The organism is Hydrogenophaga sp. BPS33 (genome assembly GCF_009859475.1).
Classification (GTDB): Bacteria; Pseudomonadota; Gammaproteobacteria; order Burkholderiales; family Burkholderiaceae_C; genus Hydrogenophaga.
Genome location: NZ_CP044549.1, coordinates 1,045,512 through 1,065,327, shown reverse-complemented (window position 1 = coordinate 1,065,327; position 19,816 = coordinate 1,045,512). Strand labels below are relative to the sequence as shown.

General features: G+C 64.4%; 20 protein-coding genes. 16 read left to right on the top strand and 4 right to left on the bottom strand.

The window, feature by feature from the left end; all coding sequences use genetic code 11:
• Positions 1-6 precede the first annotated feature (6 nt).
• Genes F9K07_RS05140 through F9K07_RS05110 form a run of 7 tightly spaced genes read left to right on the top strand, consistent with a single transcriptional unit; the run spans position 7 to position 6,796 of the window.
• Positions 7-786 (top strand): enoyl-CoA hydratase-related protein, encoded by a 780-nt coding sequence (locus F9K07_RS05140; protein WP_159590027.1) that lies wholly within the window; start codon positions 7-9, stop codon positions 784-786.
• Between the two features lie 22 nt (positions 787-808).
• On the top strand, positions 809-2,500 hold the full coding sequence (locus F9K07_RS05135) for a class I adenylate-forming enzyme family protein (RefSeq protein WP_159590025.1): 1,692 nt from the start codon (positions 809-811) through the stop codon (positions 2,498-2,500).
• Between the two features lie 8 nt (positions 2,501-2,508).
• Positions 2,509-3,273: an enoyl-CoA hydratase/isomerase family protein gene (locus F9K07_RS05130; RefSeq protein ID WP_159590023.1), complete on the top strand. Its 765-nt coding sequence runs from the start codon at positions 2,509-2,511 to the stop codon at positions 3,271-3,273.
• Positions 3,266-4,036: an SDR family NAD(P)-dependent oxidoreductase gene (locus F9K07_RS05125; protein WP_159590021.1), complete on the top strand. Its 771-nt coding sequence runs from the start codon at positions 3,266-3,268 to the stop codon at positions 4,034-4,036. The genes F9K07_RS05130 and F9K07_RS05125 overlap by 8 nt, the downstream gene beginning before the upstream one ends.
• Positions 4,037-4,057: 21 nt before the next feature.
• Positions 4,058-5,224 carry an acyl-CoA dehydrogenase family protein gene (locus tag F9K07_RS05120; protein ID WP_159590019.1) on the top strand — a complete coding sequence of 389 codons (1,167 nt, stop codon included), beginning with the start codon at positions 4,058-4,060 and terminating at the stop codon, positions 5,222-5,224.
• Between the two features lie 25 nt (positions 5,225-5,249).
• Positions 5,250-6,125 (top strand): 3-hydroxyacyl-CoA dehydrogenase family protein, encoded by an 876-nt coding sequence (locus tag F9K07_RS05115; protein WP_159590017.1) that lies wholly within the window; start codon positions 5,250-5,252, stop codon positions 6,123-6,125.
• Between the two features lie 14 nt (positions 6,126-6,139).
• The gene (locus F9K07_RS05110; RefSeq protein WP_159590015.1) at positions 6,140-6,796 is read left to right on the top strand and encodes a 3-hydroxyacyl-CoA dehydrogenase family protein; all 657 of its coding nucleotides are present in this window, start codon (positions 6,140-6,142) and stop codon (positions 6,794-6,796) included.
• A 60-nt stretch (positions 6,797-6,856) separates the two neighbouring features.
• On the opposite strand, the gene F9K07_RS05105 is transcribed toward F9K07_RS05110, so the two are convergent.
• From F9K07_RS05105 to F9K07_RS05095, 3 genes are read right to left on the bottom strand one after another with little or no spacing between them, the layout of a single operon-like run.
• Positions 6,857-7,687: a sugar phosphate isomerase/epimerase family protein gene (locus F9K07_RS05105; RefSeq protein ID WP_159590013.1), complete on the bottom strand. Its 831-nt coding sequence runs from the start codon at positions 7,685-7,687 to the stop codon at positions 6,857-6,859.
• A 4-nt stretch (positions 7,688-7,691) separates the two neighbouring features.
• Complete coding sequence (locus F9K07_RS05100) at positions 7,692-8,126, bottom strand: Zn-ribbon domain-containing OB-fold protein (protein ID WP_159590011.1); 435 nt, start codon at positions 8,124-8,126, stop codon at positions 7,692-7,694.
• Positions 8,126-9,298, bottom strand: a complete 1,173-nt coding sequence (locus F9K07_RS05095; protein WP_159590009.1) for a thiolase C-terminal domain-containing protein — start codon at positions 9,296-9,298, stop codon at positions 8,126-8,128. Before F9K07_RS05095 ends, F9K07_RS05100 begins: the two co-directional genes overlap by 1 nt.
• A 92-nt stretch (positions 9,299-9,390) precedes the next feature.
• On the opposite strand from F9K07_RS05095, the gene F9K07_RS05090 reads away from it, so the two are divergent.
• From F9K07_RS05090 to surE, 9 genes are all read left to right on the top strand, one after another.
• Positions 9,391-10,365, top strand: coding sequence for a Bug family tripartite tricarboxylate transporter substrate binding protein (locus F9K07_RS05090; RefSeq protein WP_159590007.1), 975 nt, complete (start codon positions 9,391-9,393; stop codon positions 10,363-10,365).
• A 127-nt stretch (positions 10,366-10,492) separates the two neighbouring features.
• On the top strand, positions 10,493-11,479 hold the full coding sequence (locus F9K07_RS05085; RefSeq protein ID WP_159590005.1) for a Bug family tripartite tricarboxylate transporter substrate binding protein: 987 nt from the start codon (positions 10,493-10,495) through the stop codon (positions 11,477-11,479).
• The gene (locus F9K07_RS05080) at positions 11,476-12,324 is read left to right on the top strand and encodes an NAD(P)-dependent oxidoreductase (protein WP_159590003.1); all 849 of its coding nucleotides are present in this window, start codon (positions 11,476-11,478) and stop codon (positions 12,322-12,324) included. Before F9K07_RS05085 ends, F9K07_RS05080 begins: the two co-directional genes overlap by 4 nt.
• Before the next feature lie 21 nt (positions 12,325-12,345).
• Positions 12,346-13,692, top strand: coding sequence for an MmgE/PrpD family protein (locus tag F9K07_RS05075; RefSeq protein WP_159590001.1), 1,347 nt, complete (start codon positions 12,346-12,348; stop codon positions 13,690-13,692).
• A gap of 210 nt (positions 13,693-13,902) precedes the next feature.
• The gene (locus F9K07_RS05070; protein WP_159589999.1) at positions 13,903-14,898 is read left to right on the top strand and encodes a Bug family tripartite tricarboxylate transporter substrate binding protein; all 996 of its coding nucleotides are present in this window, start codon (positions 13,903-13,905) and stop codon (positions 14,896-14,898) included.
• A gap of 58 nt (positions 14,899-14,956) precedes the next feature.
• The gene (locus F9K07_RS05065; RefSeq protein WP_159589997.1) at positions 14,957-15,952 is read left to right on the top strand and encodes a DUF7064 domain-containing protein; all 996 of its coding nucleotides are present in this window, start codon (positions 14,957-14,959) and stop codon (positions 15,950-15,952) included.
• A gap of 13 nt (positions 15,953-15,965) precedes the next feature.
• Complete coding sequence (locus F9K07_RS05060) at positions 15,966-17,177, top strand: phosphotransferase family protein (protein WP_201451513.1); 1,212 nt, start codon at positions 15,966-15,968, stop codon at positions 17,175-17,177.
• On the top strand, positions 17,177-17,719 hold the full coding sequence (locus F9K07_RS05055) for a hypothetical protein (RefSeq protein ID WP_159589993.1): 543 nt from the start codon (positions 17,177-17,179) through the stop codon (positions 17,717-17,719). Before F9K07_RS05060 ends, F9K07_RS05055 begins: the two co-directional genes overlap by 1 nt.
• Positions 17,716-18,528, top strand: a complete 813-nt coding sequence (gene surE / locus F9K07_RS05050) for a 5'/3'-nucleotidase SurE (protein WP_159589991.1) — start codon at positions 17,716-17,718, stop codon at positions 18,526-18,528. Before F9K07_RS05055 ends, surE begins: the two co-directional genes overlap by 4 nt.
• Before the next feature lie 79 nt (positions 18,529-18,607).
• Here surE and F9K07_RS05045 read toward each other — a convergent pair whose 3' ends face one another.
• Positions 18,608-19,813, bottom strand: a complete 1,206-nt coding sequence (locus tag F9K07_RS05045) for a CaiB/BaiF CoA transferase family protein (protein ID WP_159589989.1) — start codon at positions 19,811-19,813, stop codon at positions 18,608-18,610.
• Between the last annotated feature and the right edge of the window lie 3 nt (positions 19,814-19,816).

The window sequence follows — 19,816 nt, the reverse complement described above, 5'->3', positions numbered from 1 at the left end:
ATACCCATGCAGTTCGAAGAAATCATCTACACCGAAGACGGCCCCATCGGCACGATCACGCTCAACCGCCCGCACGACGGCAACATGTTCACACCGAAGATGTGCCTGGAAATCCGCGACTGCATCAACGCGATCCGGCGCGAAACACGCACCCAAGTGATCGTGATCACAGGCGCCGGCGACAAGTTCTTCTGCATCGGCGGACGCAAGGACGGGATGCCCGACACCCTCATGTACGAGGGCACGATCCCGACGGTCGAGATGTACGAGGCGATCGACAAGCTGCAAAAGCCGGTGATCGCTTGCGTCAATGGCTTCGCGGTGGGTGGTGGTAACGTGCTGCAGGTGGTGTGCGACATCACCATCGCCAAGGAAAGCGCGGTGTTCCGCCAGGTGGGGCCGATGATGGGCAGCTTCGATGCCGGCTACGGCACCTGGTACCTGGAAGACCTGATCGGCAAGAAGCGCGCGAAGGAGATGTGGTACCGGAACCCCAAGCTCACGGCGCAGGAAGCGCTGGAGTGGGGCCTGGTCAACCACGTGGTGCCCGATGCCGAGTTGAAGAACTTCACGCGCCAGATCGCATTGGAGATCGCCGACCGCGGATCGTTCGCGCTGGCGGCCATCAAGGGCGCCTTTTTGGCCCGACACGGTGGGGTTGCCGGCCTGTCGCGCGTCGCGCACGACCTCTTGCTGCGCACCTACCTCGACACCCAGGAGCACGACGAACTGGCCGCTTCGTTTGCCGAACGCCGAAAGCCCGACAGCACCAAGTTCGGTCATTGACGGGTCGCTGGAGGGTATGGCGATGGCGCACCTGCTGACTTTGCACGACCCCGTCCAGACGCGGGAACACTATCTGTCCGGCATCTGGCAGATCGACACGCTCTACAGCCTGGCTCGCCAGCACGCGACACAGCGCGGTAGCACACGCGCGGTGCGCGACAGCACGCGCCGACTCACCTGGAGCGCACTGGTGGCCTGGGTCGACGCGGTGGCGGCGGATCTGCACGAAGCGGGTTTGCGGCGCGGCGACCGCGTGGCCATCTGGCTGCCCAGCCGCCTGGAGAGCGTGGTGGTGCTGCTCGCGTGTTCGCGCAACGGGTATGTGTGCAACCCCTCGCTGCACCAGAACTACACCGTTGAAGAAATCTCGGCGCTGCTCACGCGCATCGATTGCAAGGCGCTGTTCGCGCAACCTGGTTATGGCGCCGATGCAAAAGCGGCCGATGTCTTTGAGCGCGCCAGGTCGTTGTCGCACATGAAGCGCGTGTATGCGCTACCTGATCTGCGCGCTGGCGATGTCACGCTGCCCGACGCCGCCCGCGCAATGCCGCTGCCGCATCCACCGATGGGCGCGGCGCCCTCGCCCGCCAGCACGCACCCCGACAAGGTGGTCTACCTCGCCTTCACCAGCGGCACCACCGGAACGCCCAAGGGCGTGATGCACAGCGACAACACGCTGCTGGCCAACGCGCGCGCCATGGTGGCCGACTGGGGGCACGGCCCGACCACGGTGCTGCTCACGCTCAGCCCGATGAGCCACCACATCGGCACCGTGGCGCTCAACCAGGTGTTGGTGTGCGGAGGCGAGCTGGTCATGCACGATGCAAGCTCGGGCGTCACCGCGATCGACTGGATCGAAGCCTCGGGCGCCACTTACGTCATGGGCGTGCCCACCCACGCGATGGACCTGCTGCAGGAAGTCGACAAGCGCGGCATGAGCAGCCTGGGTGGCGTGAAGGTGTTCTACATGGCCGGCGCGCCCATTCCCACCGAAGTCGCACGCCGCCTGCTCAGCCTGGGCGCCAAGCCGCAGAACGTCTACGGCATGACCGAGAACGGCTCGCACCAGTACACGCTGCCCTCGGACCCGGTCGAGGTGATCACCAGCACCTGCGGCAAGGCCTGCAGCGGCTACGAGATCCGGCTGTGGAACCCGGAGAACCCGGACGTGGAAGCCGCCCCGGGCGAGGTGGGCGAGATCGGCGGGCGCGGCGGCGTGCTCATGCTCGGTTACTTCAACAACCAGTCGGCCACCGAAAACTCGTTCAATGGCTCGGGCTGGTTCTTGAGCGGCGACCTGGGGCAGTTCGACGAGCAGGGCAACCTGAGCATCGTGGGCCGCAAGAAGGACCTGATCATCCGCGGAGGCCACAACATCCACCCGGCGCACATCGAAGAGTATGCGCACCGCCATGCCCGCGTGAAGAAGGCGGCGGCCTTCGGCGTGCCCGACGAGCGCCTGGGCGAGAAAGTGTGCCTGGCCATCATCTGCGAAGGCGAAGCCCCCCAGCCCGACGAGGTGTTGCAGCACCTGGCGAAAGAAGGCCTGTCCAAGTTCGACATGCCCGAGTTCTTCGTGGTCGTGCGCGAATTCCCCCTGACCGCCAGCGGCAAGATCTTGAAGCGCGAGCTCGTGCAGTGGGTTGCCAGCGGTCGCCTCCAACTCCAACCGGTGCGCTACCGCGCACCCAAGGCCGCACAACCTACCGCATAAGCCACCGCATGATCGACCTGACCCACGACGGCGAATTCGCCGTCCTCACCATCCGTCGTCCCGGCGCCTTGAACGCGCTGAGCTTCGAGCTGATCGCACAGATCGGCAAGCGTATTGCCGAAGCCGGCCGCTCCAACGCCCGCGCCCTGATCGTGACCGGTGAGGGCGAGAAGGCCTTTTGCGCCGGCGCGGACATCAAGGAACTGCAGCAACGCGGCCTGCGCGCGCAGCGCGAAGGTGCCGAGCTCGGCCAGGCCGTGTTCGCCCAGCTCGACCGGCTGCCGATTCCCTCCATCGCGCTGGTCAATGGCTTTGCCTTTGGCGGGGGCTGCGAGCTCGCGCTGGCCTGCACCTTGCGCCTGGCCTTGCCCAACGCCAAGTTCGGCCTGCCCGAAGTCAAGCTGGGTTTGATCCCCGGCTACGGCGGCACGCAACGCCTGCCGCGCCTGGTCGGCCAGGGCCGCGCGCTCGAGATGGTGATGACCGGGCGCACCGTGGCGGCCGAGGAAGCGCTGGCCATCGGCCTGGTCAACCGCATCGTGCAGGCCCCGGGCCTGGACGCGGCCAAGGCCTATGCGCGCGAGTTCAGCGGCAACGGGCTGCGGGCCCTGCAGTTCGCCCGCGAGGCGGTGCAACGCGCGGGCGATCTTCCCCTGCACGAGGGCCTGCGCATGGAGGCCGATCTCTCCACCCTGGCCTACCGCACACAGGACGCCGAGGAAGGCATGCAGGCGTTCACCGAAAAAAGAAAGGCGGTGTTCCGCGATGAGTGAGATTTCAATAGATGCGGTGGGCCGCGAATGCATCGTGGTCACCGGCGCGAGCCGTGGCATCGGCGCGGCCATCGCGCTCGAACTCGCCCGCCAGGGCAAACACGTCGCCTGCCTCTCGCGCTCCGGCGCCATGCCCGCTTGCGCCGATGCGCCGGCCGACGTGGCCGCGCGCTGGCTTCCCATGAAGGCCGACGTCACCCAGCCGCAGGCACTCGCGGCGGCATTCGATGCACTGAAGGCCGATGGCTGGAGCATCACAGGATTGGTCAACAACGCTGGCGTGCACATCGACGGCGCCTCCGCCACCTTCACCCTGGCCGACTGGCAGCAGGTGATGGACACCAACGCCACCTCGGTCGTCTCGGCCTGCCAGGCTGCCTACCCACACCTGGTGGCCGCCGGTGGCGGCATGGTGGTGAACATCGGCTCGTTCTTCGACAAGCTCGGCGTCAAGCACAACCTGGCCTACTGCTCCAGCAAGGCCGCGGTGGGCGCCATCACGCGCGTGCTGGCTGTGGAGTGGGCGAGCAAAGGCATTCGCGTCATGAATGTGGCGCCCGGCTACATCGTCACCGACCTCAACGCAGATGCCATGGCCGAGGGCAGCCCGCTGCGCGCCTATCTGGACAAGCGCATTCCGGCCAAGACGCCTGGAACGGCGGCCGACGTGGGCGCGCTGGTGGCTTCGATGTTCGGGCCTGCAGGCCGTTTCATGAGTGGCGAAACCATCTACATCGATGGTGCGCAAAGCATCAACCACTGAGAAGCCGAAGGAACCCAGAACATGACCCTCCTTCAACGCCTGGACGACCGCCTGAGCCTGTCCGAAGAAGAGACCATGCTGCTCGACAGCGTGAAGACGCTCTGCCGCGAGAAGATCGCAACCCATGCCGAGCATGCCGACCGCACCGGCGAGTTCCCGTGGGAGAACGTCAAGGCCATCAACGAACTCGGCCTCAACGCCATGTTTGTGCCCGAGGCCTATGGCGGCGCGCAAATGTCGTACACCGCGTACCTCGCCTGCGTGCGCGAGATCAGCAAGGCCTGCGCCTCTACCGGCATCGTCTGGGCCACCAACTACCACGGCATGAAGCCTCTGATCGACTGGGGCACCGAGGAGCAGAAGCAGCGCCTGCTGCCGCGCATTGCCGAAGGCGGCCTGGGCGCGCTGGCCATCACCGAGCCCGGCGCGGGCTCGGACGCCACCGGCATGCGCACCACCTTCCGCGAGGAGGGCGATGAGATCGTCGTCAACGGCGGCAAGACCTTCATCACCAACGGCGACGTGGCCGACCTCTACCTGCTGTTCGGCAAGTGGGAAGGCATTGCCGGTGCGAAGGAAAGCATCTCGGTGCTGATCATGGAGAAGGGCACGCCAGGGCTGTCGGTCGTGCGGCTGGAAGACAAGATGGGCACGCGCGCCTCGAGCACCGCCACGCTCGCCTTCGACAACTGCCGCGTGCTGCGCACCAACCTCATCGGCAACCCGGGCGACGGCCTGAAGATCCTGTTCGCCTCGCTCAACAAATCGCGCCCCAGCGTGGCCGCCCACGCCCTGGGCATCGCGCGCGCCGCGTTCGAGGATTCGGTGGCCTATATCAACGAGCGCAAGCAGTCCGGCCGCAAGATCCTGGAGTTCCAAGGCATCCAGTTCATGGTGGCCGACAACGCCACCGACCTGGCCCTGGCCGAGAGTTTTCTGTGGCAGGTGGCGAGCTGGGTCGACGCGGGCGAGAAGGACTTCGGCAACGAAGCCTCGCTGCTCAAGATGCGCGCCAGCGACTTGGCCATGCGCCTGTCCACCGATGCGGTGCAACTGCTGGGCGGCTACGGTTATTGCAAGGACTACCGCGTCGAGCGCCTGATGCGCGACGCCAAGATCACGCAGATCTGGGAGGGCACCAACCAGGTCCACCGCCAGCTCATCGGCCGCAGCTTCCTGCAGCGCTGATACCTGAATCAACAAAGGAAACCACATGAGTGAGATCAAGACCATTGGCATCGCCGGTGCCGGCACGATGGGCGCGGGCATCGCGATCGTCTGCGCCCGCGCGGGCTTCAAGACGCGCATCTTCGATTTGAAGCAAGACGCGATCGACCGCGCACGCCAACAAACCGAAGGCTTCCTGAAGAAGAGCGTGGAGCGCGGCAAACTGGCGCCCGAGAAGCTGCCCGAGATCATGGGCCAGTGGAGCGGCACGACCAGCCTGGACGACTTCGCCGACTGCGATCTGGTGATCGAGGCCGTGTTCGAGAGCCTGCCGGTCAAGCACGACCTGTTCGGCAAACTCAACAAGATCTGCGGCGAGCACACCATCTTCGCCAGCAACACCTCCACCATCAGCATCACCGAGATAGCGGGTGGCACCGGCCGCGCCGACCGCTTCGTGGGCATGCACTTCTGTTTGCCCGCCCAGCTGATGAAGCTGGTGGAGATGTCGCCCGGCCTGAGTACCCGCGACGAGACCTTCGAGCGTGCCTGGGCGGTGTGCGAGAAGCTGGGCCAGAAGCCGGTGAAGACGCAGGACACCCCCGGCTTCGTGCTGAACTACTTCCTGATTCCGTTCAACAACGACGCGATCCGGCTGGTCGAGCAGGGCGTGGCGAGCCCGGCCGACATCGACCTGGCGATCAAGACCGGCATGGGTTACGCCATGGGTCCGATGGAGCTGCTCGACCTGGTCGGCATGGACACGCAGAAGCTGCTGTGCGAGGCCATGTACGGCGTGACGAATGAGCCGCGCGCGGCCTGCCCGCCCCTGGTCAAGCGCATGATCGCCGCGGGCTGGCTCGGCAAGAAGAGCGGGCGCGGTTTTCACGAGTACAAAGACAGCAAGATGTTTGGCGCCTGAGCAGGAGCACCCCCATGAGCAAACACTACCGCATCACACAGGTCGGCGAGAGCCGTTCCTTCCCGGCATCACACGCCTTCACCGACAAGGCGGATGACCAGGGCGCGGGTCGCGTCTTCGTTGGCGAAGAAGCCGGCAAAACCTTTGCCAGCGCGGGCGAGCTGGGCGCTTGCCCCTTCGTCGCCATCGAACTGGGCACCGAGTGCCTGGGCGTGCACACCGGCGAAGACCGGGGCCATGAGGGCTCCAACGTGGTGGGCTTTGCGCGTTTCCGCATAGGCAACGCCGATCCCTCCAACCTGATCGAACTCGTGCGCCAGCCCAACACGCTCGAGTCCGCCATCACGGCGGCGAAGACCGCGTTTGAAGCCGCGGGATTCAAGGTGGCGGTGTGTGGTGACTTCCCTGGTCGCATCGTCGACCGGCTGATCCGCCCGTACCTCAACGCCGCGCTGCGCCGCCTGGATGAGAAGCTGGCGAGCGCCGAAGACCTGGACAAGACGCTGTGCCTGGGCCTGGGCTATCCGGAAGGCCCGATCGCCTTGCTGCAACGCACCGGGCTGGCCGAGCACCACGACGTGACGCAGGCGCTGTATGTCGCTTTGGGACAGGAGGCGTATGCACCTGCGCGCCGCGCGCAGGTGGCCAAAGCGGTGGCAAAGGGCGGATAGCGGTACCGCCGTTTTCCGGCATCCGCGCGAAACAAGCCCCCCCCCGCACGCGCGGCGTATTCACTCGCGTTGTAGACGTTCCGTCGTCTCCAACGCAGCCAGTCGGCTGAGGCTGGCCCGGTGTCCCTCTTCGGGATTGCGGATGCACAGCTCCAGCAGCGGCTTGCGTGCATGACCCACGTCGCGCGCGGCTTGCAAGACCGAGGCGAAATCCACAGCGCCCGTGCCGATGACATCGTGGCGCCAGCTGCTGCGATCGGTATCGGACAGATGCACCACTTCCAACCAAGGCGCGACTTCGCGCAAGCCCTCGGCCGGGTCTTCGCCGCAGAAATGGGCATTGGCTGCATCCCAGCACACCGCCACCGCCGGGCTGTTCAACCAGGCCACCGCGTCCAGCAGATCGCGCGCGCGCGGCAGAGGCCCCAGCGGAATGTTCTCCAGCGCCAGCCGAACACCCAGGTCTTCGGCCACAGGCACCAGCGCGCGCAACGCGTCGAGTACCCATTGCCGGTGGTGTTCGAGCGGTGCCGGCAGCAACGGGTTCACCCTGCCCGTCACCACCACGACGGCGGGACAACGCAGGTCGGCGGCCAGCGCCAACACCTGCGCCAGTATCTGCACGCTGTACGCGCGCACCTCGGGCACGGGGCTGGCCAAGTTCAAATCGGTACCGGGGTGGTTCAGGGTGCGTAGCGTGGCGCCCTCGCCTTCGACCCAATCGCGCAACGACACGCGCTGCGCGCCCGACATCTCGGTCGGCCAGAGGTGCCCGGGCATGGTGATGAGTTCGAACTCGTCGAAGCCCAGAGCCTGCAGGCGCTCCAAACACGGCCGCGCCGGCATCGACCACATCCAGGCGTAACTGTGAGCGCCGAACGCAACGCTCACGGCATCAGACTTTCAAGCGTTCCGCTGGTGCGAATCTCGGCACCTGCATGCCGTCCCCAATGTCGTCCCACCACAGGCGCACCTTCATGCCAATGGCCACTTGGGTCTGATCGATGTCGGTCAGGTTGGTGATGAGGCGCACACCTGGCATCGTCGCAAATTCAACCACGGCGACCACATAGGGCAAGCGTGCGGTGACGGCTGTATGCCCCGCGTGCCGCACCACGGTATAGCTGTAGACCGTGGCTTCTTCAGGTGCCTCCTTCCAAGCGGTCTCGCACGACTGGCAGCGAAAGCACATGGGCATCGGCGGATGGCGCAGCGTGCCGCACGCAGCGCAAGATTGAAAACGAAGCGACCGCTCTTTGCAGTGCGCCCAGAATCCGGCTTCGTCGGCGTTGGGTTCGGGGCGGGGCATGTCGGCTGGAAAGTAACTCATCACATTCTCCCAATGATCGCGCCGCTGGTCGGCGATACACCCAGTCCACCGGTGACCAGGCACAGGCGGGCACCCTCGACTTGCGACGTCGATTCGCCGCGCAGCTGTCGAATGCCTTCGGCCAGCAAGTTCATCCCATGCACATAGGCCTCGGAGAGCTGGCCGCCCGACGTGTTGATCGGCAAACTGCCGGTGCCCCAGCGTATGGCGCCACTCTCGACAAACGCACCGCTCTCGCCACGGCCGCAGAAGCCGTATTCCTCCAGCGCCATGAGCACCAGGCCCGAAAAATGGTCATAGATCTGTGCCACATCGATGTCGGCCGGTGTGACGCCCGACGCGGCGTACAAGTCTTTCGCCAACTGGCGGCTGTTGGTGGAGGCGTAGTCTTCGTCGGGCATGTTGTGGCTGCCCAGCGGTCCATGCCCCCACTGAGGGCCGCTGCCGTGCTTGGCGGCCAACACCTCGATCGGAGCCTGCTTCAAATCGCGCGCGCGTTCGCGCGTGGTCACCACCACGGCGCATGCGCCATCGGTTTCCAGACAGCAGTCGTACAGGCGCAGCGGCTCGGAGATCCAGCGGCTGCCGAGGTACTGCTCCAGCGTGAGCGCGCGGTCGTGCATCACGGCATTCGGGTTGCGGTTGGCGTTCACCCGGGCGTTCAGTGCGATCTCTGCCAGGTGCAGTTCGGTGATGGGATACAGGTGCATGAAACGCTGCACCAGCAAGGCCAGCATGTAGGGTGGCGCGAACAGGCCAAACGGGTTCACGAAGCTGCCTGCAGGGCGAGCCCCATAGGCCTTGCCGAAGCGACGGCCTTGGCCCTGGCACAAACCGCGGTACACCACCACCGTTTCGGCCTGGCCGGCTTCGACCGCAGCACACGCTTGCGATAGCGCGGCGATGGTGCCGCCGCCTCCACCACCCCACACCATGGACGACCACCGCATGTGCGGCACGCCCAGAGCCACCGCCATCAACGGCGCCGAGTTGGCGTCATCGGCGAACGAGGCCAGGCCATCCACTTCGGCCGTCTTGAGCCCCGCGTCCTTCACAGCGGCCGCGATGGCCTCGGCGGTGATCTGGAACTGGCTCTTGTCTTGAATTCCACCCCATCGGGTGTACAGGCTCTGCCCCACACCGACCAAGCAAGCTTTGCGTTCTACGCCCATGCGATCTCCTTAAAATCCAAACACAGCATAACAGATATCGAATATATTTCGATTTGCTTTTCGGCGTTTGCATCACTAACAGGAGACACGACATGTTGCGAAGGGCTTCGTTTCTTTTGGGTCTGGCAGGCGGATTGGCCGTGCTCAGTACCGCGGCCACGGCACAGGGCACCTGGCCCAGCGCGCGGCCGATCCGCTGGATCGTTCCGTTCCCGGCCGGCGGCGCCACCGACATCGTTTCGCGCCTCGCTGCCGAGCAGCTTGGACAGGCGCTGGGGCAATCCATCGTGGTCGAGAACGTCACGGGGGCCGCCGGCGCCGTGGGGGTGGATCGGCTCTCCAGAAGCCCCGCGGACGGCTATACGATCGGCACCAGCGCCAACAGCGTGCAAGCCGTCATGCCACACCAGTCCGAGGCTCCCCTGCCCTTCGACACCATCAAGAGCTTCACGCCACTCGCAGGCATTGCGAACTTTCAATATGTGCTGAACGTGGCTCCCGCCTCGGGTATGAAAAGCGTGGCCGATCTGATCGCCAAGGCCCGCGCCACGCCAGGCAAGGTGAGCTTCGGCTCATCAGGTCTGGGCACCGGCAGCCACCTCGCCGGCATCTTGCTGGCCGAGAAGACCGGCACCAAGTTCACCGACGTGCCCTACAAAGGCGGCGCGCCCGCGCTGGCCGACCTGATGGGCGGACACGTCGATTTCGTGGCCGACCCGGTGGGCGGTTCCATCGCGCTCATCCGTTCCGGCAAGCTGATTCCGATTGCCATGAGCGGCTCCAAGCGGCATCCTGCGTTCCCCGAAGTGCCACTGGTGAGCGAAACGGTGCCCGGATACGACCACGTCGGCTGGTTTGGCTTGTACGGGCCGGCCGGCATGCCGCCCGAGATCGTGGGCCGCATCGGCGCGGAGATGGCCAAGGTGCAACAGTCGCAGGCGTATCTGACGGCCCTGGAAAAGTTGGGCTACGAACCCTGGATCATGAACTCGCGGCAACTGGCGGACCAGCAGCAGAAGGACCTTGAACAATGGAGAGCCATCCTGCGCCCGCGGGCAAAAAACTGATGCCGATCGGGGTTAACCCGAGCGATTCACAGGCGAGAGCATACATAAGATCGATATCTAATATTCTGATATTGCATACAACCCCACTTCTTTTTTGCTAACGGTTTCAAGCCGGAAAGGTGCATCGATGTCTCCCCCCCTCAATCGACGGCGTTTCACCGCCCTGTCCGCGGCACTAGCGGCCGCCGCCCTATCGCCCTCGCTGCGCGCGCAAGGCAACTGGCCTGCGCGGCCTGTGCGCCTGGTGCTGGGTTACGCCCCCGGCGGCGGCTCCGACGTGATGGCGCGCGTGCTCTCCCAGCCCATGATCGACGCGCTGGGCCAGCCCGTCATCGTCGACAACAAGCCGGGTGCCAGCGGCAACATCGCCACGGTGGAAGCGGCGCGCGCCACGGCCGACGGCTACACGCTGCTGTTCGCACCGACCACGCAACTCACCGCAAACCCCTACATCTTCAAGATGCCGGTGGACCCGGAGAAAGACCTCGTGCCGGTGGCCGCCGTGGGCCGCTACCCACTCCACCTGGTGACGCGGCTGGGCCTGCCGTTCAAGACATTCAAGGAGTTCCTGGACCACGGCCGCGCCAACCCCAACAAGCTGACCTACGCGTCCGCCGGTCCCGGCACCACACCGCACCTGGTGGCCGCGGCGATGCTGCAGCAAGCCGGCATTCAGGCGGTGCATGTTCCGTACAAAGGGTCGGGGCCCGCGCTGCAAGCCATGCTCACGGGCGAGGCTGATTTCGTGATCGATCCGGGCATCGCCTTCCCACATGTGCGCAATGGCAAGCTCGCACTGCTGGCCACGGCGGGCAACAAGCGCATCGCGGCATTCCCCGATGTGCCCACCATGAAAGAGGCAGGCCTTCCGCAGATGGATTTCTACTCATGGGTCGGCATGTTCTCGCCGGCCGGCACGCCCGCCGCCGTCAACGCCCGGGTCTCTGAGGTGTTGTCCAAGGCCGTGACGAACCCGGTGGTGATCGACAAATTCCTGACGGCGGGCGCCGAGGTGATCTACCTGAACGCCAGCGATTTCCAGGCACTCATCAAGCGCGAGACGCAAGTATTCTCCCGCCTGGTTCGGGACCTCAACATCAAGGCAGACTCGTGAGCATTCAACAGCGCGTAGGATTCGTGGGGCTGGGTGACATGGGCGAGCCCATGGCCCACAACCTGGTGGGCAAGGGCTTTCACCTGACCGTGTTCGATGTGCGCAGCGAGCCACTGGCCGTGGCCAAGGACAAAGGCGCGCACCTCGCAGACAGCTTGCGGGCGCTCGCCGACACGAGCGAGTTGATCGGCCTGTGCGTGTGGAGCGAGACGCAGCTGCTCGACTGCTTCTACGGCGATCGCGGTCTCTTCGCCAGCCAGGCCACGGCGCGCACGGTGTTGATCCACAGCACGATCACCCCCCAGATGGTGCAGCGCCTTGCCGCAGACTGTGCCGCCCGCGGTTGGGATCTGGTGGATGCTCCCGTCAGCGGCGGCCGCGCGGGCTCGGTGGCCGGCACGTTGACGCTGATGGTGGGCGGCGACACCGAGGCGGTGCGGCGCTGCGACGGCTATTTGAAGGCCGTGGGCAAAAACATCTTCCACATCGGAGACGCACCGGGCGCCGGCTCCATTGCCAAGCTGTGCAACAACATGATGGCGCTGTGCAATGCCTTCGTGGTGTCCGAGGCAAAGAAGCTCGCGAGCGCCTACGGCATCTGTGAGGAAGCCATTGTCGAATGCGCCAGGGTGAGCACGGGCAATTCGTGGTTCATCGAGAACGAGGGGTTCTTCGACAACCTGCTCACCACCCACCCGCAGCCCGACGTGTTCTACAAAGACCTCTGGGAGGCTGTCGAGGCGGGCAAGCAAAAGGGCGTCGAACTCACGATTTCCGGTCTGGTCGCCTTGGCCGGACCGCGCCTGGCCGAAGAGCGCAAATCGATCTTGCGCGAACGCGGCTGAGAATTTCACACAGGAACCAGAATGAACGCTACGGAACGGGTCGCCGACTATCTCTTCAAAACCGGCTGGGATGACTTCCACCCTGATGTCCACCACAAGGCCAAGACGCTCTCAGTGAGCGCGCTGGGCATGGCCGTTGCGGGCTCGCGCATCCACGCGGGCGAGGTGCTCGCACGCTATGCACGCGACGCCGGGGGCACGCCGCGCAGCGGCGTGATCGGTGCAGGCTTCAGCACCACGGCCGAAATGGCCGCGCTGGTCAACGCCACCGCAGCCCACAGCACCGAGCTGGAGGACGACAGCTGGCCGGAGTCCATGTACACCTGCCACATCATTCCTGCGGTGTTCGCACTCGGCGAGGAGCTGGGTTCTTCCGGCAAAGAGATTCTCGAAGCCTTCATCTTGGGCTACGAGATCCAGGCGCGGCCCGGCATGGTGCTCACCAACGGCGGCGCCAACGACCGTGGCATTCTGACGGCACCGAGCCTAGGCGCCATCGGGGTCGCAGGAGCGGCGGCCAAGTTGCTCAAACTCAGCAGGGAAGAGACTCGCATGGCGCTCAGCCTGGCGGTGTCACAAGCCAGCGGCTCCACGCGACAGATGGGCACGGGTGCGCATCTGTACGAGGCGGGCGTGGCCGGGCGCAACGGCATCAGCGCCGCCAAGCTCGCCAAGCTGGGATTGACCGGTGAAGAAAATGTGTTCGAAGGCCGGCGCGGCTACTTCGACATGCTGGCCGGCATGCCCGACCTGGAGTTTCCGTTGGGCCGGGGAAGCGATCTGCGCGTGATGGAGGTCGGCTTCAAGAAATACACCGCTTGCTACCTGATGCAGCGCATCGTCGACGGCGTGATCGAGATCGTGCAGCAAAACCAGCTCACCGCGAATGACGTGGAGAAGGTCTCGATCGAAGTGAATCCGACCTTCCTGGAGATCATCAAGTTTCCCGCGCCGCGCAACGGTGAAGAGTCGCGCTTCAGCATGCACCACTGCGTGGCGGCCGCGATCAGCGGGGAAGAGATCTCGATCCGCACGTTCACCGACGAAGGCGTCAAGGAATCGCACCTGCAAGCGCAGTGGAGCAAGACCGAGCTGGTCGTTCGCCACGATTGGCCCCGCGCCATTCTGGGCGAGTCCAACCCCCTGACCGTGCGCACGCGCGATGGCCGCGAATACCAAAAGCTTTGTGTGGTGTCGCATGGCGATCCCGAAGATCCGTTGACCGACGAGGAGGTGCGTGGCAAGTACCTCTCTTGCACCGACGGCATCCTGCCGTTGGCACGCGCCAACGAAGGCGCCGACATGTTGTTCGCGCTGGACACGATGCCCAACGTGAAGCCGCTCATGGAGATCCTCACGCACCCCTGAACGGCTGATCACCCGATGGAAAAGGCCCGGTCACTAGACCGGGCCTTTTTCTTTGCGCTCAACGCTGCTGCGAAGCGGTGCCGTCGGTAGTGGTAAACCCCGGTGCCTGATTTTCTTTAGTATGCCTAAACTAGCTATCTGATTTGCATAAATTAGATAGTTCGCACAGAAAATCCCATTCCTCAGTTTCCGTTCTGAAAGGTGATGTTCATGACCACTCCGTTTCGCCCCAACCGCCGCCAGTTCGCTGCCTTGACCGCTGGTGCGGCCGCCACAGCGGTGCTGCCTTCGCTGCACGCGCAGACTGCCGCATGGCCGACCAAGCCGGTGCGCCTCGTCCTCGGTTTCGCACCCGGTGGCGGGTCCGACGTGATGGCGCGCGTGCTCTCCCAGCCGATGAGCGACCTGCTGGGCCAGCCCGTCATCGTCGAAAACCGGCCCGGTGCCAGCGGCAACATCGCCACCGTGGACGTGGCGCGCGCACCGGCCGATGGCTACACGTTGTTGTTCGCGCCCACCACGCAAATCACGACCAGTCCGCACATCTTCAAGATGGCAATCGACCCCGCGAAAGACCTGATTCCGATCGCCTCGGTGGGTCGCTACCCGCTGCACCTGGTGTCGCGCACGGGTCTGCCGTTCAAGACCTTCCAGGAGTTCCTGGCGTATGGCCGCGCCAATCCGGACAAGATGAGCTTTGCCTCCACCGGCTCCGGCACCGTGCCGCATCTGGTGGCCGAAGCAATGCTGAAGCAGGCCGGCATCCGCGCGACGCACGTGCCCTACAAGGGCTCCGGTCCGGCGCTGCAAGCCATGCTCACCGGCGAGGTGGATTTCGTGATCGATCCCGGCGTGGCCTTCCCGCATGTGCGCAGCGGCAAGCTGCTGCTGCTGGCCACCGCAGGCAGCAAGCGCATTCCGCAATTTCCAGAGGTGCCCATGATGAAGGAAGCGGGCTTGCCGAAGATGGACTTTTATTCCTGGGTGGGCGTGTATGCACCGATCGGCACCCCGGCCGCCGCCATGGCGCGCATCTCCGACGTGCTCTCCAAAACCGTCAACACCCCTGCGGTGATGGAGAAATTTGCGGGCGCCAGCGCCGAAGGCATTTACCTGAACACCCCAGACTTCAATTCGATGATCCAGGGAGAGCTGCAGGTGTTCCCCGCGCTCGTGAAGGAACTCAACATCAAGGCCGACACGTGATCGCTCGGCGCGGCCCTTCATCCCCATTTCCCAACTTCAGCAGAAACAAGGCGACACGATGATCAAACCGGAAGACGTCAAGTACCACGATCGGGACCCGAGCATCCGCACGTGGGTCGAGACCATGCCCATCCTCTTCAACATTCCCGAAGAGCAGATCTGCGGCATTGCATACGTTCTCACCAGACCCAACCTGGGCGCCGCGATCTCCTCGATCGCGATTGCCAAGGGCATCTGCAGGAACGTGCACGAGATCGACTTTCTTGACTCCCAGATGCACCTCACGGCGCCAAAAGATCTGAGCGATTTCACACTCGAGAACGGCTTGTCGGTGAAAGCCACCAAGCCACCGCGGGACTTCCACTTCACATACGAACACGCGTTGGGCTCGTGCAGATTCGATCTCAACTTCCGTGGCCTGCACCAACCCTTCGACATCCACGACCCCGAGGAAAACGTGCTGATGGCCAAGTCGAGCACGTCCAACCCGACCGACGCACGCTTCGGCGACCCGTGGAAGAACGGGCACTTCGAACTCAAGGGCCACATTACCGGCACGCTTGAGCTGCGGGGCAAGAAGTACAAGGTGGATTGTTACGACGGCACGGACCACAGCTGGGGACCACGCGCAGAGGTCAGCGCGCGGGCTGAATCGTACCTCTCGGTGGCCTTCGGCGAGGACTTCGGCATGCAACTTTCGGTGCCCTTGAAGATCGAGCGCGGCCGCGTCTCCAGCGACCCGGCACGTTTCGGCTTCGTGGTCGAGAGCGGCAAGATCTACGGCATCGTGGAAGCGACCGTGGAAACGCCGGAACGCGACAACATGATCGGCATGCGACAGATCATCCGCGCCATCGATGTGCGGGGGCAGGAACACGTGCTTGAAGGCACTGCGATCGCCGGCTACCCCTACAGCACCTTCAACCCCGCTTACGTGATGTTCCAGTCGCTGTATCGGTACGAATACCGAGGCCGCATCGGCTACGGGCAGACGGGCGATATCTTCGGCACCGATTACATCGCCGACCGTATGTCTCGGCATGCGCGTCATTGAGAGGGAGGTCACCGTGCTCACCCAAGACGACACATTGCGCGACAGACCCACGCAGGACTTCATCGCGCAGCTGACGCGCCAGTATCCGGTCGAGAGAGAGATCGAGAAGTCACTGGCCCGCAAGATGGAGAGACGCAACCAGGGCCAGTTCAGCCGCCCCAGCCTGGAAACACTCAGCGGATATCTCTCGAACTTCCTCGCCGACAAGCTCGACGGCACGTTCGAGGTGTCCCATGTGCGCTGGCTCAACGGCGGCGCATCCAAACTGCAAGTGGCTTTCGACCTGGCCTGGACCGAAGGCGCGGGCAAACCCCGTAAAGAAGCGCTGGTGCTGCGCATGGAACCGGCAGAGGCGCTGAACTCCAACAGCCGGCTGCGCGAGTACGAGCTCTTGCAAGCGTTCAAGGGTGTGGTGCCTGTGCCGGACGTTTATTTCCTCGACGAGCACGGCGACTGGTTTCCGGAGCCCGCGCTGATCTACTCGTTCGCCAATGGCGTGACCAAGCCACCCGCAACGCACAGCGGAAAGATCGCGGGCATGGGCACCGATTTCGGGCCCGAGCTGCGTGCCCAACTCGCGCCGCAGTTCTTGGGCTATCTCGCCAAGATCCACACCTTCGACCACACCCAGTACGACTTCAAGAGCATGGACGCACCCCGCGTCGACTCGACCGAGTCCGCCGTGCTCCAACTCAACCGCGCCCACCGCGTGTGGGAGGAAGACGCTGGCGACAGCGCACCATTGATGGCGGTGGCGGCGAACTGGCTGGAGAGAAACCTGCCCAAGCTCGACAAGGTCAGCGTGGTGCACGGCGACTACCGCAGCGGCAACTTTCTGTATGACCCCGTGAGTTTTCAGTTCACAGCCTGGCTGGACTGGGAGCGCGGATATCTCGGCGACCGGCACCGCGATCTTGCGTGGACCACCCAACGCATGTTCGGCCATCTCGATACGGATGGCAAAACCTACATGGTCTGCGGCCTCGTGCCCATGAACACGTTCTACCGCGAGTACGAGGCCGTCTCGGGCCTGTCGGTGAACGAAGACACTCTGCACTACTACCGCGTGCTCAACGCCTACCAGCTCGTGGCCACGCTGCTTGCCACCTCGTACCGGGTGACACGCCTCGGGCGCTCGCACCAGGACGTGTTGCTCGCGCGGCTGAGAGCCATGGTGCCGTCGAACCTGAACACCTTGGCGACCTTGCTCAAGGAGAGACTCTGATGGCGAATCACATGGACAACGGACTGGGTTCCGTCATCAAGTCGCTGAGCGACGTGGTGATGCCCGCGATCGATCCCGCCGACCCCATTGCCAAGGAACAGCTCGGTCTGGCGATCGAATTTCTTGCCTTCTTGCGCGAGCGGCTGGATTTGGTGATGCCACAGCTGGAGTACGAGCTCGATCAGAACCGAGCCCTGGCGCATGCCGCGCTGGATATCGTGGACGCGCCGCGCGGTCAGGCGTTGGCGAAAGCCGTTTCAGCGGTACGAGACGTGCACTGCGGCAAGAGCTCAGCAGACGATTTGCGCCAGGCATCCCGCGCTATTGCCGAAGCGGTGGACGAGTTGGTTCGCCAACTGGCCTCGGACAAGTCTGGCCTGCGCGCGCGCGTGGAACGGGCGGTGATCGAACGCTCCGCCGAGTTGCTCGCGTTTGAACGCTCTTGGTACGAGCCACTGGCCGTCGATGTGGACATGGGCGCCTTGCCACACTACAGCACGTACCTCAACGTCGCTGCATACAACCAAGGAATGCGTTCATGAAAGTGCTGGTCACCAATGACGACGGCTACACCGCGGTGGGCCTGGCGATAATGGCCCAGCGGTTGGCTGCGGCGGGCCACGAGGTGATGGTCGCCGCGCCGCAGGAGCAGCAAAGCGGCGGCAGCGCGTCGCTCGGTCCGGTGGAACACGGCGCCCAAGTGGCGTGGCGCGAAGTCACCCGCGAAGCGCTGCCGGGCATGCGCGTGTTGGTGATTGATGGACCACCTGCATTCTCAGTCAAGGCCGTGCGCAGCGGCGTGTTCGACTGGGAGCCCGAGGTCGTCGTCTCCGGAATCAACTACGGCTGGAACGCCGGTGCGTCCATCCTCCACTCAGGCACCGTGGGGGCCGCACTGACCGCGTGCGCGTCAGGGCTGAACGCCGTGGCCATCAGTTGCGCCAAGGATGCATCGCAGAGCAATTTGCAAATGGCCGCGGATGTGGTGGTCAGCGCCATCGAACTTCTGCAACAGGCAGATGGACCACCCCTGGCGCTGAACATCAACATGCCCAACTGCAGCGCCGGAGCACTCAAGGGCGTGCAGCACGCCGAGATCGCGCCCGAAGGCCTGGTCGACGTCGGCGTGGAGATGGTGAACGGCGAACTCCGGATGAAGCTGGAGCGCCCGGTGTCCGGCGCGTCCGCGCAGCACGACTCGCATGCGGTCATGAACGGTTTTGTGTCCATCACGGTTCACAACGGGCGGTTTCAGGAGGTGGCACCCGGCAACAGCCGCCTGTGCGCGGACATCGGATCGCGTCTGCGGCTCACATCGACGGCGCATGACGGCGCGCCTGCGGCATTTTGAAGTCGTAGAAAGCACAAGGGCCCCGCAGCAGCGGGCCCTTGCGCACTTGCAGGCGGCGCCATCTTGGCGCCGATTTCTTTTACACCACGCCAATGCTGCGCAGATGCGCCAACTCTTCGGCACTGCGTCCGAGGAGATTGACGATCACATCCTCGGTCGCGTCCCCCAATGTCGGCGCGGGGCGGATCTCTGGCGCGGGCGTTCCCAGCAGACGCGGCGACACACCTTGCATCTTGATCGGCCCAATGCGCGGATGTTGCACGGTGGCGATCGAACCCCGGAACGCGTAGTGCGGATCCGCCATGATCTCTTCGACGCCGTAGATCAACGAATTCGGCTGTTGCCCGCCATCCAGCTTCTCGCATGCTTCCTGGGCCGTCATGGACCGCACCCAGTCGCCCACGATGCCATTGATTTCCGGCAGGCGCGCCGCGCGCGCGTCGTGGGAGGAGAATCGCTCATCGGTGATGAGATCCACGCGGTCCATGCAGGTGCAGAGTCTGGCGAACAAGGCGTCGCTGGACACGGTGACGACCAGATAGCGATTGTCCTTGGTCACGAAGTGATCGCCGGGTGCTGCATTGCGGTTCAGATTGCCCGAGCGCGAACGCGTCGCGCCAAGCTGGTCGTAGCAAGTGACCATGTTGTCGGTCAGCCTGAACATGGCCTCGAACATCGCTGCATCGATCTGCTGTCCCTGCCCGCCGCGCGCGTCGCGGTGGTACAGCGCCATCATGATGGCAAAGGCCGCGAACACCGCCGTGCCGTAGTCGGCTATGGCCACGCCCGGGCGCACGGGCGGGCGGTCCGGAAAGCCGGTCATGTTCAGGATGCCGGCGAACGCTTGCGCCATTCGGTCGTATGCGGGTCGCTGCGAATACGGGCCACTTTGTCCGTATCCCGAGATGCTGGCCATGATGAGTTTCGGATTGATGCCAGAGAGCCGCTCCCAGCCCAAGCCCCAGCGTTCCATGGTGCCAGGGCGAAAGTTCTCAATCAGCACATCCACCTGCCCAACCAGGTCACGCAGCAACTCTTGACCCTCTTGCGCATGCAGATCCAGCGTGATGGAGCGCTTGTTGCGCGCCTCCACGTTCCACCAGAGGCTTTCACCTTCGGTGAAAGGCCCGATCTGCCGCATTGGGTCACCTGTTCCAGGCTGTTCAACCTTGATCACCTCGGCCCCGAAATCGGCCAGCAGCGTGGCGGAAAAGGGACCCGCAATCATGGATCCGAGTTCGACTACCTTGATGCCCGCGAGGGGCCCTTGATGTTGGACGGTCACGCA

What these genes read in the sequence shown, in the direction of transcription:
- F9K07_RS05100 (WP_159590011.1), bottom strand. Translation starts at nt 8,126, where the DNA reads ATGAGTTACTTTCCAGCCGACATGCCCCGCCCCGAACCCAACGCCGAC.
- F9K07_RS05135 (WP_159590025.1), top strand. Translation starts at nt 809, where the DNA reads ATGGCGCACCTGCTGACTTTGCACGACCCCGTCCAGACGCGGGAACAC.
- F9K07_RS05090 (WP_159590007.1), top strand. Translation starts at nt 9,391, where the DNA reads ATGTTGCGAAGGGCTTCGTTTCTTTTGGGTCTGGCAGGCGGATTGGCC.
- F9K07_RS05095 (WP_159590009.1), bottom strand. Translation starts at nt 9,298, where the DNA reads ATGGGCGTAGAACGCAAAGCTTGCTTGGTCGGTGTGGGGCAGAGCCTG.
- surE (WP_159589991.1), top strand. Translation starts at nt 17,716, where the DNA reads ATGAAAGTGCTGGTCACCAATGACGACGGCTACACCGCGGTGGGCCTG.
- F9K07_RS05085 (WP_159590005.1), top strand. Translation starts at nt 10,493, where the DNA reads ATGTCTCCCCCCCTCAATCGACGGCGTTTCACCGCCCTGTCCGCGGCA.
- F9K07_RS05070 (WP_159589999.1), top strand. Translation starts at nt 13,903, where the DNA reads ATGACCACTCCGTTTCGCCCCAACCGCCGCCAGTTCGCTGCCTTGACC.
- F9K07_RS05110 (WP_159590015.1), top strand. Translation starts at nt 6,140, where the DNA reads ATGAGCAAACACTACCGCATCACACAGGTCGGCGAGAGCCGTTCCTTC.
- F9K07_RS05075 (WP_159590001.1), top strand. Translation starts at nt 12,346, where the DNA reads ATGAACGCTACGGAACGGGTCGCCGACTATCTCTTCAAAACCGGCTGG.
- F9K07_RS05065 (WP_159589997.1), top strand. Translation starts at nt 14,957, where the DNA reads ATGATCAAACCGGAAGACGTCAAGTACCACGATCGGGACCCGAGCATC.
- F9K07_RS05130 (WP_159590023.1), top strand. Translation starts at nt 2,509, where the DNA reads ATGATCGACCTGACCCACGACGGCGAATTCGCCGTCCTCACCATCCGT.
- F9K07_RS05125 (WP_159590021.1), top strand. Translation starts at nt 3,266, where the DNA reads ATGAGTGAGATTTCAATAGATGCGGTGGGCCGCGAATGCATCGTGGTC.
- F9K07_RS05120 (WP_159590019.1), top strand. Translation starts at nt 4,058, where the DNA reads ATGACCCTCCTTCAACGCCTGGACGACCGCCTGAGCCTGTCCGAAGAA.
- F9K07_RS05115 (WP_159590017.1), top strand. Translation starts at nt 5,250, where the DNA reads ATGAGTGAGATCAAGACCATTGGCATCGCCGGTGCCGGCACGATGGGC.
- F9K07_RS05140 (WP_159590027.1), top strand. Translation starts at nt 7, where the DNA reads ATGCAGTTCGAAGAAATCATCTACACCGAAGACGGCCCCATCGGCACG.
- F9K07_RS05055 (WP_159589993.1), top strand. Translation starts at nt 17,177, where the DNA reads ATGGCGAATCACATGGACAACGGACTGGGTTCCGTCATCAAGTCGCTG.